Genomic DNA, 14331 nt, shown 5'->3' with positions numbered 1-14331 from the left:
AAGTAGGCCGACGCGCCGATCCCGAAGACGTCCAGCAGGTCGAGAACACCGACCAGCCCCAACGCGACGAAGATCAACGAGAAGGTCACCGCGCCCAGGGCCGATCGCTCCCGGGGTTTGCGGGGCGGTTTCGGCCGGGGCGGTGGCGGCGGAGCCACCTTCGGTGGCCCGGCGTAGGGACCGTGTGGGGCGAACGGGGGACGGTAGGTCGACGGGGCGGACGGTGGGCCCGCCGGGGCGGCGCTGGTCGGCCACGGCGGCGTCGGCGGCAGTTGCATGGTGGGCTCCTCAGGCTCGCCGGGTGCCGACGGCACGGGCGGTGTCGACGGCGCGGGCGGCGCCGGGGGCACGCCGTACGCCGTGCCGGGTGGATGGAACGCGGGTGGCGTTACGGTCGCGGTCCGGCCGAACCCCGGATAGGGCACCGGGTAGGCGGTCGGCCCGGGATAGCTGACCGGTGGCACCGGGCCGGGTGGTGGGGGTGGGCTCGGGGGGACTTCCGCACCCGGTGGTCCGGGCACGGTCCCTGTCGGACCGGGCTGCGTCTCGCGCTGCTGACGGTTGAGCAGCAGCGCACCGCCGACCAGGATGGCCGCGCCGAGCAGTACCGCGCGGAAGGCGTCGGTGACGACGAAACCGAAGCCCACCGCGACCACCACGCTGAGGACGATCACGGTGACCGGCGACATGCTGGACCGTCCCCGGCCCAGCATGGACTCGACGGGCGAGGCGCTGTCACCCTCCCCGGGGATGATCAGCCACGCGGCGACGTAGACCAGGATGCCGACGCCGCCGAAGAAGCCCAGGACCGCCAGCAACACCCGCCAGAGCACGGGGTCGGTGTTGGTGGCCCGGCCGACGGCAGCGCAGACGCCTGCCAGGTAACGGCCGTCCCGGGGCCGGACCAGTCCGTACCGCGAGGTGAAGCCGGCACCACCGGACGAGGCACCCGGACCGCCCGGCGGTGGCCCGCCCGGTCCACCCGGCGGCGGTGGTGGTGCGCCCGGCCCGCCGGGGCCGGGCCAGCCCGGTCCACCTGGTCCGCCCGGCCCCCCCGGCCCGGCGGATGGTGGCGCGGTGCCGGCCCCCCAGACGGCCTCGCCGCTGGTCGGCCCGGCGGCGACGCCGGGCGGCGCGTCGTCCCACACGGTGCCGTCGGCGGGTGGCCGCCCACCGGCCGGTGCGGCCAGGTCGTCCGCCCCGGCCCCGGGGGATTCGGGTACGTCCGGCCGGGTGGCCGCCGGAGGTGTCGGCTCCGGTGCGGTCGACCCCGGCCGGTCCGGCTGGGCAGCGTCGTCGGTCATGTCTCGATCCTGCTGCGCCGGACGCCCGAACGTCCTCCGGCGGCGACCCTGACCCCACCCTGAGATCCTGCCGACCCGAATGTCCGGGGCGTCCCCGTGGTCGGGCGGCCGCACCGCGTGTGACGATCGGTTCGACGCCGGAACCTCGCCTCCTGTCCGGCCCGCCCGTCCTGACCAGGGAGCTCACGATCAGCAGCGTCAGCCAACCACCCCGCCTCTACCGCGCGCCGGAGCACCGGATGGCCGCCGGGGTGGCCGCCGGCATCGCCGAGCACCTCGGAGTCCCGGTGGTCCGGGTCCGGATCGCCTTCATGGTGCTGCTCGGACTCAGCGGGTTGGGTCTGCTGCTCTACGCGGCCTTCTGGGCGGTGGTGCCGCTGCGGCCCGGTGACACCGCCGTACCGCCTCGGCGCGACGTCGGCCAGTTGCTGCCCTTCGTGGCCATCGGGCTCGGTGTGCTGCTGATCCAGGTGATGGTCTTCGACTCGGTCGGCGCGGCCGGCACAGCGGGCTGGCTGGTCGCCATCATCGCGGTCGGCGCCGGTGTGATCTGGCACCAGTCCACGCCCGAGCGGCGACGCCAGTGGGGCGAGTCGCTGCCCGTACCGTGGCTCGGCGCGGTGATAGAGGAGAGCGACCGGCGGGCGTTCGTGCTCCGGTTCGTCGGCGGTGGGGTGCTGGTCGCGGTCGGCATCATCGGCGTGGCCGCGGTCTACTCCCCGGCGCAGAATCTCGACGCCGTGCTCAACGGCGTGATCTTCGCACTGGTCGGTCTGGCCGGGGTCGGTGTGGTGGCCGCGCCGGTGCTCTGGCGTACCTGGAACCAGCTCCGCTCGGAGCGCGAGGGCCGCATCCGCGAGCAGGAGCGGGCCGAGTTGGCGGCCATGGTGCACGACCAGGTGCTGCACACCCTCGCGTTGATCCAACGCAACGCCAGTGACGTCAAGACCGTGCAGCGGCTCGCTCGGGGCCAGGAGCGCTCCCTGCGCAACTGGCTCTACAAGCCCACCGCGTCACCCACCGAACGCCTCGCCGCCGCGCTGGAACAGGCCGCGGCCGAGGTGGAGGACACCTATGCGATGACGGTCGAGGCGGTCGTCGTCGGCGACCGGGAGACCGACGAGCGGGTCGGTGCGCTGGTGGCGGCGGCCCGTGAGGCGCTGGTCAACGCCGCCCGGCACGCGGGTGTGCAGACCGTCTCGCTCTACGCGGAGGTCGAGCCGGAACAGGTGAGCGTCTTCGTGCGGGATCGGGGTGTCGGGTTCGACCCGGATACGGTGGAAGACCATCGGCACGGTGTCCGGGGCTCGATCGTCGGGCGGATGAAGCGGCACGGCGGCCGGGCGGAGATCCGCTCCCGGCCTGGAGAGGGGACCGAGGTCCGGTTGATCCTGCCGATCTCCCGGGACTCGACCACGGCGGAGAGGGACAGATGATGGCCGAGCAGTCGACGCGACCTGTCGAACCGGAAGGCACCGGGCCCGGGCGGCTGCGGGTGTTCCTGGTCGACGACCACGCCATGTTCCGAGCGGGGGTACGCGCCGAACTCGGCGCGCACGTCGAGGTGGTGGGCGAGGCGAGCACGGTGTCCGAGGCGGTCAACCGGATCGCGGCCACCGGACCGGACGTGGTCCTGCTCGACGTGCACATGCCCGACGGCGGCGGTCGGGCCGTGCTGGAGGCGATGCGGCGTACCCATCCCCAGGTGCGGTTCCTGGCGCTCAGCGTCTCCGACGCCGCCGAGGACGTGATCGGGCTGATCCGGGCCGGTGCCCGGGGCTATGTCACCAAGACCATCTCACCGGACGAGTTGGCCGCCGCGATCCGACGGGTGGCCGACGGCGACGCGGTGTTCAGCCCGCGCCTGGCCGGCTTCGTGCTGGACGCCTTCGCGGCCCGCCCGGACGCACCGGTCGCCGACCCGGAGTTGGACCAGCTCACCAACCGGGAACGCGAGGTGCTGCGGCTGCTCGCCCGGGGGTACGCGTACAAGGAGATCGCCCGGGAGCTGTACATCTCGATCAAGACGGTCGAGACGCACGTCTCCAACGTGTTGCGCAAGCTCCAGATGTCCAACCGGTACGAGCTGTCCCGCTGGGCAGCGGATCGACGCCTGGTGTAAGCGACCTTTCTGGCATATGTGACCAAGCGGTCCCAGGGGCGTGACTTTTGATCAAGTCGCGATTGATAATGCCCCTCGCCTTCCCTGCGTGCGGATGCCGCTCATCCCGCGGGAACGGCGACTTCGACCGCCCGCGCGTACGCGGGTCACTCCCTGCCCGAGAGGTGCACAACACTCATGATCGGACAACGAGGACGGCGTTGGGCGCGGATCGCGCTCGCCGCCGTCACCGGCGGCGCGCTGGCGCTTGGTGTCGCCGCCCCGGCCGCCGCCGAAGCCCCGGCCACCGGCGTGGCGAAGTCGGTGTCGGGTAGCAGCGTCAAGCTCCTGCTCAACGGCAAGGCCAAGCAGGCCTCCGCGCTGGCCATCGAGATCAAGGGCAAGCGCGTCCCGGCCTTCTGCATCGACTACCACACCAACGTCGCCATCGACGGCACCTACCAGGAGGGCACCTGGGACGAGTCCCAGGTGAAGAACCTCGCGAAGGTCCAGTGGGTGCTCACCCACGGTCACCCCAACGCCGACCCTGATGCGCTGCTGGCCGCCGCCGGTGCCACCGTGCCGGACGGGACGAGTGAGAAGGACCGCGGCAACCTGCTCTACTTCGGCACGCAGACCGCGGTGTGGCACTTCAGCGACGGCATCGTGCTCGGTGACTGGGTCGCGGGACGCGATCTGGTCAGCAAGGAAAAGTACGACGTGATTAAGAAGGTCCACGACTACCTGATCGCGAACGCCACCGACGAGCCCGAGCCGAGGGCCGAGTTGAGCATCGACCCGGCCACGGCGACCGCGACGGTCGGCGAGAAGGCCGGTCCCTTCACCGTGAAGGGTCCAGCGGGCGAGATCACCCTGGCGGTGGCCGGCGGTACGGCCGTCGACGCCGAGGGCGCGCCGGTGACCACCATCGGCAACGGGGGCCAGTTCTGGCTCACCGCCGAGGGGACCGGCGAGGTCCGGGTGACCGCGTCCGCCGCCGATTCGGTCTCCTTCGGCCGGGTCTTCCTCTACACCGGCACCAAGGCGGCGCAGAAGCTCATCCTCGGTGGCAGCACCGGCGCCACGGTGACCGCCGAGGCGTCCGCCGACTTCACCGCGGCACCGTCCCCGCAGCCGAGCAGCCCCGAGACCAGCACGCCGCAGCCGAGCCCGTCCTCTCCGGCGGACTCCCCGTCGCCGAGCGCCCCCGAGGAGTCGCCGTCGAACCCGGCGCCGTCCACCTCGCCCGCCTCGAACGACGGTGGTCTGCCGCTGACCGGCGCGCCGATCGTCACCGCGATCGGCGTCGGGTTGGTGCTCCTGCTCGCGGGCGCGGTCACCGTTCTGGTGCTGCGTCGGCGCAGGGTCCACTTCACCGCCTGATCGCCAAGCCGTAACCCGACCCGACCCCGGATCCCCGCACCACGCGGATCCGGGGTCGGGTCGTCTCCGGGCGCAGGGGATCCATCCGGCCACGATCGGCCGCTGGTCTGGAATCAGGCTCGTACTTTCGGGTAGCATCGCAGAGAGTGGTGGGATTCACGTCGATGCTCCACCGGGAGACGCCGGGGGCGTCGACCTCGCCGCCCGGACTTCGGCTGAGCGTGGAAATGCGGTTGACGAGCAGCTCATACCATGCCTCCGGGGTGCCGGAGAGGCGGCTGCGGGTCGATGTCGGCACCGTCCCGGGCGGGTATCGGGTTGATAACACGCCTTCCCGCCTGGGCGCATCGGGTGTCACAGTTGCAGGCACCTCACAACCCCCTCGTGAGCCGAGCGCCCTGAGGAGGCACTCCCATGCGCGGGAAATTCCTAAAGGTGGCGGTCGCGGCGACCGCCACCGCCATGTTGGCCACCGCTTGTAGCGGCGGTAGCGACGACAACGACTCGGCCGGTCAGGCCGGCGGCACGCTTCGCGTTTACGCGTCGGAGCCTGCGTTCCTGACCCCGTCCGGTGGTGACGACGAGCCGTCGCTGTACGTGATCCGGCAGCTCTTCCGCGGTCTGGTCAAGTACAACGCCGAGACCTCCGCCGTCGAGATGGACCTGGCCGAGTCGGTCGAGTCGGACGACCAGAAGCTCTGGACGATCAAGCTCAAGAGCGGCTACGTCTTCGACAACGGCGAGCCGGTCAACGCCGACGCCTTCATCCGTTCCTGGAACTTCGCCGCTTACGCGCCGAACGCCCAGAACAACGGCTACTTCATGAAGCGGATCGCCGGCATCAAGGACGTCCAGTCCGAGGACCCGGACGGCGACGGCCCGAAGAAGGCTCCGGAGCCGAAGGCCAAGGAGCTCTCCGGCCTGAAGAAGGTCGACGACCTGACCTTCACCGTCGAGCTGGAGGAGCCGTTCTCCGGCTTCCCGACCACGATCGGTTACCCCGGCTTCTTCCCGATGGCCCAGGCGTGCGTCGACGACATCGCGGCGTGCAACGAGAAGCCGATCGGTAACGGCCCCTACAAGATGGACGGCAGCTGGCAGCACAACGTCGCCATCAACGTCGTCCGCAGCGACAGCTGGAAGGGCGAGCCCGGCAAGCCGGACCGGATCGAGTACCGGATCTTCGCCGACGTCGACGCCGGCTACTCCGCCTTCCAGGCTGGTGAACTGGACGTCATGTACACCCTGCCGCCGGCCCGCTACAAGGAGGCCAAGGCGCAGTACGGCGACCGGATGTACGAGCTGCCGGGTGACAGCTTCACCTACGTCGGCATGCCGCTGTACCAGGACGACTTCAAGGACAAGCGGATCCGCCAGGCGCTGTCGCTGTCGATCGACCGCCAGTCGATCATCGACGCGGTCTTCGACGGCCGGTTCACCCCGGCTACGGGCTTCGTGGCCCCGACCTTCGAGGGTGCCCGTGAGGGTGTCTGCAAGTACTGCACCAAGGACGTCGAGAAGGCCAAGCAGCTGCTCGCCGAGGCTGGCGGCTGGCCGGCCGGCAAGAAGCTGACCCTGTGGGCCAACGCCGGTGCCGGCCACGACCAGTGGCTGCAGGCGGTCGGTGACCAGATCCGCGAGGCGCTGGGCATCGACTACGAGCTCAAGGTGAACCTGCAGTTCCCGGAGTACCTTGACACCGCGGACAAGAAGAAGTTCACCGGTCCGTTCCGCCTCGGTTGGGGCCCGGACTACCCGTTCCTGGAGACCTACCTGTACCCGCTGTACGGCACCGGTGCCGGTAGCAACAACTCCCTGTACACCAACCCCGATTTCGACGCCCTGCTGAAGCAGGGTGACTCGGCCGACTCGATCCAGGCTGCGCTGCCGTTCTACCAGCAGGCCGAGGACATCCTGGGCGAGGACCTGCCGGTCATCCCGATGTGGTTCAACAAGGTCGGTGCGGTCTACAGCGAGAACGTGGACCAGTTCGTCTGGAACGCCGTCTCGGACGCCGACTACGGTGCGATTTCGCTGAAGCAGAACTGAGCTTCAGACTCCTGATCCTGCCGTAATACGACGTGGCGGCAACGGTGACCCAACAGGGTGATCGTTGCCGCCACGTCAGCGCCGAGAGGAGACCCCGTCATGGGGCGCTACGTCATTCGACGGTTGCTCCAGTTCATCCCCACCGTGCTGGGCACCATGTTCCTTCTGCACTACATGACCTCGCTGGCGATTCAGTTCAGCGGGAACCCGGTTCGAGCGCTGTTCGGGGACCGGACGCCACCGCCCGCCCTGTTGCAGGCGATCACCGAGCGGCTCGGTTACAGCGACCCCTGCCTGAGCCAGCGGGGCAATCCCTGCTTCGGGCTCTTCATCGATCGTTTGCAGAACATTTTCCTGCACTTTGACTTCGGCGTGAACCTGCGTCAGCGAGAGGTCACCGACCTGGTCGCCGACGCCATTCCGTTCACCCTCAAATTGCTGGTGATCGCGATCGTGTTCGAGGCGGTCGTCGGCATCGCGGCCGGTGTGCTGGCGGGTCTGCGTGGCGGTAGCTTCGTCGACTACCTGGTGAAGATCAGCACGGTGTTCATCATCTCGGTGCCGATCTTCGTGCTGGGCGTCGTGGTCCGGGAGTTCGTCGGGGTCAAGTTCGGCAACATACTGCGCGGCCAGGACTGGATTCCAGACCTGATCTCCGTTGGCGTCTTCACGCCCGGTTTCAAGCCCGACTATCCGTTCGCCAGTTTGCTGATCCCGGGCATGGTGCTCGGCGCGGTCTCGCTGGCGACGACGGCTCGGCTCACCCGGACCAGCATCATGGAGAACGTCCGGGCCGACTACGTCCGCACCGCCAAGGCCAAGGGACTGACCAACAAGCGCGTCATCGGCGTGCACACGCTCCGCAACTCGCTGATCCCCGTGATCACCTTCCTCGGTGTCGACATCGGCTCCGCGATGGCCGGCGCGGTGGTCACCGAGACCATCTTCAACGTCCCGGGCATCGGCCGACTGGTGACGATGGCGGCGCGTGGCGGCGAGTCCTCGGTGGTGGTCGGTGTGGTGACCATGCTGGTGCTGGTCGTCCTGCTCGCCAACCTGTTGGTCGACCTGCTCTACGCCGTGCTCGACCCGAGGATCCGCTATGAGTGACCGAACCACGGTGGCGGACGCTGGTCTTCCGACCGTTCCTGTTGGCCGGGTGGAGCGAAACGAGGTGTGGACATGAGTGATCTGACGAGCGCGGGCACCGCCGTCGGCGGTGCACCGGTGGGCGGTGACGGCCCCGCGGCTGACGCACCGGGCGGTACCTCGGAGCGCAGCGCCAGCCTGTGGGCGGACGCCCGACGGCAACTGCTCCGCGACCCGGTCTTCGTGATCGCGTCCCTCTACGTCCTCATGGTCGGCTCGATGGCGGCCTTCCCGAAGCTGTGGACCAGCCAGGATCCGCGGGCGTGCAGCACCGACCGGTCCCGGATCTCCCCGAGTTGGGAGCACCCCTTCGGGTACGACATCCTGGGTTGTGACTACTACTCGCACGCCATCTACGGGGCTCGCCCCTCGATGGTGATCGCGGTGATGGCGACCGGTGGCATCGTGCTCTTCGGTGGCCTGCTCGGTCTGCTCGCCGGCTACTACGGCGGCTGGGTCGACGCGGTCATCTCCCGGGTGATGGACATCTTCTTCTCGCTGCCGTTCCTGCTCGGTGCGATCGTGTTCCTCACCGTGATCAAGCGGCAGAACATCTGGACCATCACCGCGGTGCTGTTTCTGCTGGCGTGGCCGACCATCGCCCGGATCATCCGGGGTAGCGTCATCTCGTCCAAGGATCTGGACTACGTGCACGCCGCCAAGGCGGTCGGGGCGCGTAACTCGCGGCTGATGTTCCGGCACATCCTGCCGAACGCGATCGCACCGATGCTGGTCTACGCCACCATCGTGCTCGGCTCGTTCGTCGCCGCGGAGGCCACGCTGACCTTCCTCGGTGTCGGGCTCCAGCCACCGGCACAGTCGTGGGGAATCATGATCTCGGTCCACCAGGTCTACTTCCTGGAGGATCCGTGGCTGCTGCTCTTCCCCTGTGGCCTGCTGGTCGGCACGGTGCTCTCCTTCATCCTCATGGGTGACGCCCTGCGTGACGCCCTCGACCCGAAGTTCCGGTGAGTCCGATGAGCGAGTCTCGGCGAGCGAATCATCAGCAAAGGGCGACGGTGCCTCATGAGGGCACGGAGCGAGCGGAGCGCCACCATGAGCACTGATGTGAACGTCAAGATGGACGCGTTGGCGGGCGCCGACCCGGACGCGTTGCCCTTGCAGGTCAAGGACCTGCACGTGGAGTTCCGCACCCGTAACGGCGTCGCGCACGCCGTCAACGGGGTGAGCTTCGACCTGCGGGCGGGCGAGACCCGGGCGATCCTCGGTGAGTCGGGTTGCGGCAAGAGCGTGACCGCTCAGGCGATCATGGGCATCCTGGACACCCCGCCCGGGTACATCACCGGTGGGGAGGTCCTCTACCGGGGTGTGGACCTGCTCAAGCTGCCGGAGTCGGAGCGCCGCAAGGTGCGCGCGAACCGGATCGCGATGATCTTCCAGGACGCGCTCTCCGCGCTGAACCCGGTCTTCACCGTCGGGTTCCAGCTCGCCGAGCTGTTCCGTAAGCATCGGGGCATGTCCCGCAAGGACTCCAAGGCCCGCGCCGTGGAGCTGCTGGACCTGGTCAAGATCCCGGCGGCCAAGCAGCGGGTCAACGACTATCCGCACCAGTTCTCGGGTGGTATGCGGCAGCGCGTCATGATCGCCATGGCGCTGGCGCTCGACCCCGAGGTCCTGATCGCCGACGAGCCGACCACCGCGTTGGACGTGACCGTGCAGGCGCAGATCATGACGTTGCTCGCCGAGTTGCAGCGGGAACGGAACATGGGTCTGGTGCTGATCACCCACGACATGGGTGTGGTGGCCGACGTCGCGGACCGGATCTCCGTCATGTACGCGGGCCGGGTCATCGAGGAGGCCGGCGTGGAGGACATCTACGCCAGCCCGGCGCACCCGTACACCAAGGGTCTGCTGGAGTCGATCCCGCGGCTGGACCTCAAGGGTCACGAGCTCAGCGCCATCAAGGGCCTGCCGCCGATGTTGACCAACATCCCGCCGGGCTGCGCCTTCAACCCCCGGTGCCGGTACGCGCAGGAGGTCTGCCGGAAGGACCCGGCGCCACCGCTGTACCAGGTGTCGTCGAGTCGGACGGCCGCCTGCCACTTCTGGAAGGAGGTCAAGGGCGATGAGTGACGTCGTGCTGGAGACCCGCGACCTGGTGAAGCACTTCCCGCTGACTCGGGGCATCGTGTTCAAGAAGCAGTACGGTGCGGTTCGGGCGGTCGACGGGGTCAACCTGCAACTGAGGCGGGGCGAGACGCTCGGCATCGTGGGCGAGTCCGGCTGCGGCAAGTCGACGCTGGCGCGGATGCTGGTGGGGCTGGAGAAGCCGACCTCCGGTGACCTGTTCGTGCAGGGCAAGAACATGTCCAACGTCGGTGCCGAGGAGCGACGTCGGGGCCGGCGCAACATCCAGCTGGTGATGCAGGACCCGTACACCTCGCTGAACCCCCGAATGACCGTCGGTGACATCATCGGCGAGCCGTTCGAGGTGCACCCGGACGTGGTGCCGAAGGGTAAGCGGCGGGCCAAGGTGCAGGAACTGCTGGACCTGGTCGGCCTCAACCCCGACCACATCAACCGGTACCCGCACCAGTTCTCCGGCGGCCAGCGGCAGCGCATCGGCATCGCCCGCGCGCTGGCGCTCAACCCGGAGATCATCCTGTGTGACGAGCCGGTCTCCGCGCTGGACGTCTCCATCCAGGCCCAGGTGATCAACCTGCTGGAGAAGCTCCAGGCGGAACTCGGGCTGTCGTACATCTTCATCGCCCACGACCTGTCGGTGGTCCGGCACATCGCCGACCGGGTCGCGGTGATGTACCTCGGCAAGATCATCGAGATCGGCACCGAGGACGAGATCTACGACAAGCCGACCCACCCGTACACGCAGGCACTGCTGTCGGCGGTACCGGTGCCGGACCCGAAGCTGCGTGGGCACCGCGACCAGATCGTGCTCACCGGTGACGTGCCGTCGCCGGCCAACCCGCCCTCGGGCTGCCGCTTCCGTACCCGGTGCTGGAAGGCCCAGGACATCTGCGCCGAGCAGGAGCCGCAGCTGGTGACCCGCGACAAGTCGGGCCACCCGAGCGCCTGCCACTTCGCCGAGGTACGCGACGTCGTGCACGCGACGGAGTAGCCCCACAGACGCCGTCGGCTCCCGTCCATCCGTACCGGGAGCGGCGGTGAAGGTAGTGCCTCCTCAGTGATTCGGGGCGTCGGCCGTCACCAGCAGCCGGCGCCCCGGTCCACACCCACCAAGGATTGCCGTCGACGATCCGGGCGCGCCGCCGATCGGGGGCCGACGGTCAGAGGGGCCCGCGACCGGCGCGGAGCAGCAGCAGGGCGAGCTGGGTGCCGTCCGCGCCGAGCGCCTCCCGGAACCGCTCCAGGATCTCCTGCTCACGGGAGAGGACGAGCCGGGTACCGCCGGAGGCCATCCGGGTCGCACCGACCTCCCGGGAGAGCGCGGCCCGTTCCTGCCACAGCTCGATCAGGGCCTTGTCGATCTCGTCGATGCGTACCCGGATCTCGGCGATCCGGTTGGCGGCGCCCGGCTCGGCGGTGCCGGTGGCCGGGGTGCCTGCCGCTGGCCTGGTGGGGGCGGTGCCGTTCGAGATCGTGCCGGACCCGTTCGCGCCGCCGTTCTGCTCCATCACGTCTGTCATCTTCGGGTACCTCTCGCGATGTGGTGCCCGGTGCCCGGATCCCGGGACGCGAAAAGCCCCGGGCTCCGAGAGCCCGGGGCTTTTCGTAGGTCTGATCGATCAGGCGCGACCTACGGCTGCCGGACTCCCGGTGCCGTAGTAAAAGTAGAAGCGCTGGTCGAACACGCTGTCGAGTATGCCGCTGCACCGGCTGGCGCGCAAGGAAAGCCGCGAGCGGGTCGGGCCTCGGCCCGTCGGTGGTGCCGTCGGCGGGTGATGTCCGGCCGGCGGCATAGACTCGTCGTGCGATGCATCCTCTCTTCGACATCCCCGCGTCCCCGCCCGAGCCAGCGCCTGCCCGGACGCTGCCGCCCCATCGGCCCACGCCGGGCCGCCTCGATCCGGCACAGCTGGTTGAGGGACTCAACGGCCCCCAACGGGACGCGGTCACCCACGCGGGTTCGCCGCTGCTGATCGTGGCCGGTGCCGGGTCCGGCAAGACCCGGGTGCTGACCCACCGGATCGCGTACCTGCTCGCCGCGCGGGACGTGCATCCCGGCGAGATCATCGCGATCACCTTCACCAACAAGGCCGCCGGCGAGATGAAGGACCGGGTCACCGCCCTGGTCGGCCCACGGGCCCGGCTGATGTGGGTCTCCACGTTCCACTCCGCCTGTGTCCGCATCCTGCGCGCCGAGCACGAGCACGCCGGGTTGAAGTCCACGTTCTCGATCTACGACGCGGACGACTCGCGACGGCTGATGCAACTCGTCACCCGAGAGCTGGACCTCGACCCGAAGCGGTACCCGGCGCGCGGCCTCGCCGCCCAGGTCTCGAACCTGAAGAACGAGCTGGTCGACCCGGAGACGTTCGCCGCGCGGGCCAGCGGGCCCAACGAGCGCGCCCTCGCCGAGGCGTACGCCCTCTATCAGCGTCGGCTGCGCGAGGCGCACGCGCTCGACTTCGACGACCTGATCATGACGACGGTGCACCTGTTCCAGTCGCATCCGCACGTCGCGGAGAGCTACCGCCGCCGCTTCCGGCACGTGCTGGTCGACGAGTACCAGGACACCAACCACGCGCAGTATGTCCTGATCAAGGAGTTGGTCTCCGGCACCGAAGGCGTCGAACCGGCGGAGCTGTGCGTGGTCGGTGACGCGGACCAGTCGATCTACGCCTTCCGGGGTGCGACGATCCGCAACATCCTGGAGTTCGAGCGCGACTTCACCGACGCCCGCACCATCCTGCTGGAGCAGAACTACCGCTCCACCCAGACCATCCTGAACGCCGCCAACGCGGTGATCGACCGGAACACCTCCCGTAAGCCGAAGCGGTTGTGGAGCGACGCCGGCCCGGGGGAGCCGATCGTCGCGTACGTCGCCGACACCGAGCACGCCGAGGCGGACTGGGTGGCCCGGGAGATCGACCGGTTGGTCGACGACGGGGAGACCCGTCCGGGCGACGTGGCGGTCTTCTACCGCACCAACGCGCAGTCCCGGGTCTTCGAGGAGGTGTTCATCCGCCTCGGCCTGCCGTACAAGGTCGTCGGCGGGGTGCGCTTCTACGAGCGTAAGGAGGTCCGGGACGCGCTGGCCTACCTGCGTGCGGTGGTCAACGACGATGACACGGTCAGCCTGCGCCGGATCCTCAACACCCCTCGTCGGGGCATCGGCGAACGCGCCGAGGCGTGCGTGGAGGCGCTGGCGAGCCGGGACCGGATCTCCTTCGGTGCCGCGTTGCGCCGGGCCGGTGACGCGCCCGGCATCTCGACCCGGGCCGCCAACGGGATCGCCGAGTTCGTGGCGTTGCTCGACTCCGTACGCGAGCTCGCCGTCGACGGCACCCCGGAGGAGGTGCTGGAGGCGGTGCTGACCCGTTCGGGTTATCTGACCGAGTTGGAGGAGAGCCTCGATCCGCAGGACGCGGGTCGGGTCGACAACCTCCAGGAACTGGTCAGCGTCGCCCGCGAGTACACCGAACGGATCGAGGCGACCGGTGCCGAGGGGGAGCGGGCCACCCTGGCCGGTTTCCTGGAGCAGGTCGCCCTCGTCGCCGACGCCGATCAGGTGCCGGCGCAGCCCGGGGCGGAGGGCGACGACGAGCCGTACCAGGGCGTGGTGACCCTGATGACGCTGCACACCGCCAAGGGCCTGGAGTTCCCGGTGGTGTTCCTGACCGGCCTGGAGGACGGCGTCTTCCCACACCTGCGCTCGTTGGGCGACACCCGGGAGTTGGAGGAGGAGCGCCGGCTGGCGTACGTCGGCATCACCCGGGCCCGCCAACGGCTCTACCTCTCCCGGGCGGTGACCCGCTCGGCGTGGGGCCAACCCTCCTACAACCCGCCGTCTCGGTTCGTCGAGGAACTGCCGCCCGAACTGGTCCGCTGGGAGCGCACCGAGGGCTCGTACACCTCGTGGGGCGGCGGTGGCGGCGGCGTGGGCGGTCGCGCGGAGCGGATGCCCGGCGGTCGCGGTGGTTTCGCCGGTGGCACCCCACGGGCGGTGCAGTTGGCCCGCAAGCTCGGGGTGGACGGCAGCCGGCTGGCCACCGCGAGCGAACTGCCGCAGGGTCCGAAGGTCGCGGTCGGCGACCGGGTGAACCACCAGCGGTACGGCCTCGGCCGGGTGGTGGCCGTGGAGGGACACGGCCCCGGTTCGCGAGCGCAGATCGACTTCGGCGACCAGACGCTGTGGTTGGTGCTGCGGCACGCTCCGATCGAGAAGATCTGAGCGTCCGGGCG

General features: G+C 69.5%; 11 protein-coding genes. 9 read left to right on the top strand and 2 right to left on the bottom strand.

The features are described 5' to 3' along the window. The coding region (locus tag ACLQ2S_RS00685; protein ID WP_425700912.1) for a PspC domain-containing protein at positions 1-1304 on the bottom strand (1304 nt) is incomplete at its 3' end. A 170-nt stretch (positions 1305-1474) separates the two neighbouring features. On the opposite strand from ACLQ2S_RS00685, the gene ACLQ2S_RS00680 reads away from it, so the two are divergent. From ACLQ2S_RS00680 to ACLQ2S_RS00645, 8 genes are all read left to right on the top strand, one after another. Next, the gene (locus ACLQ2S_RS00680; protein ID WP_155214896.1) at positions 1475-2740 is read left to right on the top strand and encodes an ATP-binding protein; all 1266 of its coding nucleotides are present in this window, start codon (positions 1475-1477) and stop codon (positions 2738-2740) included. After that, on the top strand, positions 2740-3426 hold the full coding sequence (locus ACLQ2S_RS00675) for a response regulator (protein ID WP_155214609.1): 687 nt from the start codon (positions 2740-2742) through the stop codon (positions 3424-3426). Before ACLQ2S_RS00680 ends, ACLQ2S_RS00675 begins: the two co-directional genes overlap by 1 nt. A gap of 177 nt (positions 3427-3603) precedes the next feature. Then, the gene (locus tag ACLQ2S_RS00670) at positions 3604-4788 is read left to right on the top strand and encodes a thioester domain-containing protein (RefSeq protein WP_155214610.1); all 1185 of its coding nucleotides are present in this window, start codon (positions 3604-3606) and stop codon (positions 4786-4788) included. Between the two features lie 414 nt (positions 4789-5202). Beyond that, positions 5203-6837, top strand: coding sequence for a peptide ABC transporter substrate-binding protein (locus ACLQ2S_RS00665; protein WP_155214611.1), 1635 nt, complete (start codon positions 5203-5205; stop codon positions 6835-6837). A 99-nt stretch (positions 6838-6936) separates the two neighbouring features. Continuing rightward, the gene (locus ACLQ2S_RS00660; protein WP_155214612.1) at positions 6937-7947 is read left to right on the top strand and encodes an ABC transporter permease; all 1011 of its coding nucleotides are present in this window, start codon (positions 6937-6939) and stop codon (positions 7945-7947) included. 72 nt (positions 7948-8019) lie between these two features. Then, a complete protein-coding gene (locus ACLQ2S_RS00655; RefSeq protein ID WP_155214613.1) occupies positions 8020-8958 on the top strand; it encodes an ABC transporter permease in 939 nt (312 codons plus the stop codon). Positions 8959-9042: 84 nt separating this feature from the next. Further along, positions 9043-10080, top strand: coding sequence for an ABC transporter ATP-binding protein (locus ACLQ2S_RS00650; protein ID WP_155214614.1), 1038 nt, complete (start codon positions 9043-9045; stop codon positions 10078-10080). Beyond that, positions 10073-11083, top strand: coding sequence for an ABC transporter ATP-binding protein (locus ACLQ2S_RS00645; protein ID WP_155214615.1), 1011 nt, complete (start codon positions 10073-10075; stop codon positions 11081-11083). The genes ACLQ2S_RS00650 and ACLQ2S_RS00645 overlap by 8 nt, the downstream gene beginning before the upstream one ends. 169 nt (positions 11084-11252) lie before the next feature. Here ACLQ2S_RS00645 and ACLQ2S_RS00640 read toward each other — a convergent pair whose 3' ends face one another. Continuing rightward, entirely contained in the window at positions 11253-11612 is a 360-nt protein-coding gene (locus ACLQ2S_RS00640) for a chorismate mutase (RefSeq protein WP_230462223.1), read from the bottom strand. A 287-nt stretch (positions 11613-11899) separates the two neighbouring features. Between ACLQ2S_RS00640 and pcrA the strand changes: the two genes are divergently transcribed. Continuing rightward, positions 11900-14320, top strand: a complete 2421-nt coding sequence (gene pcrA, locus ACLQ2S_RS00635; RefSeq protein ID WP_425700911.1) for a DNA helicase PcrA — start codon at positions 11900-11902, stop codon at positions 14318-14320. The last annotated feature ends 11 nt before the right edge of the window (positions 14321-14331 follow it).

Origin of the sequence: Micromonospora sp. DT48 (assembly GCF_049844495.1) — a bacterium.
In the GTDB taxonomy this organism is placed as follows: Bacteria; Actinomycetota; Actinomycetes; order Mycobacteriales; family Micromonosporaceae; genus Micromonospora.
The sequence above is the reverse complement of the archived record's forward strand: the minus strand, read 5'-3'. Positions and strand labels throughout refer to the sequence as shown.

Excerpts from the sequence above, each read along its gene's own strand:
- ACLQ2S_RS00675 (WP_155214609.1), top strand. The coding sequence starts at position 2,740 with ATGGCCGAGCAGTCGACGCGACCTGTCGAACCGGAAGGCACCGGGCCC.
- ACLQ2S_RS00670 (WP_155214610.1), top strand. The coding sequence starts at position 3,604 with ATGATCGGACAACGAGGACGGCGTTGGGCGCGGATCGCGCTCGCCGCC.
- ACLQ2S_RS00665 (WP_155214611.1), top strand. The coding sequence starts at position 5,203 with ATGCGCGGGAAATTCCTAAAGGTGGCGGTCGCGGCGACCGCCACCGCC.
- ACLQ2S_RS00660 (WP_155214612.1), top strand. The coding sequence starts at position 6,937 with ATGGGGCGCTACGTCATTCGACGGTTGCTCCAGTTCATCCCCACCGTG.
- ACLQ2S_RS00655 (WP_155214613.1), top strand. The coding sequence starts at position 8,020 with ATGAGTGATCTGACGAGCGCGGGCACCGCCGTCGGCGGTGCACCGGTG.
- ACLQ2S_RS00650 (WP_155214614.1), top strand. The coding sequence starts at position 9,043 with ATGAGCACTGATGTGAACGTCAAGATGGACGCGTTGGCGGGCGCCGAC.
- ACLQ2S_RS00645 (WP_155214615.1), top strand. The coding sequence starts at position 10,073 with ATGAGTGACGTCGTGCTGGAGACCCGCGACCTGGTGAAGCACTTCCCG.
- ACLQ2S_RS00640 (WP_230462223.1), bottom strand. The coding sequence starts at position 11,612 with ATGACAGACGTGATGGAGCAGAACGGCGGCGCGAACGGGTCCGGCACG.
- pcrA (WP_425700911.1), top strand. The coding sequence starts at position 11,900 with ATGCATCCTCTCTTCGACATCCCCGCGTCCCCGCCCGAGCCAGCGCCT.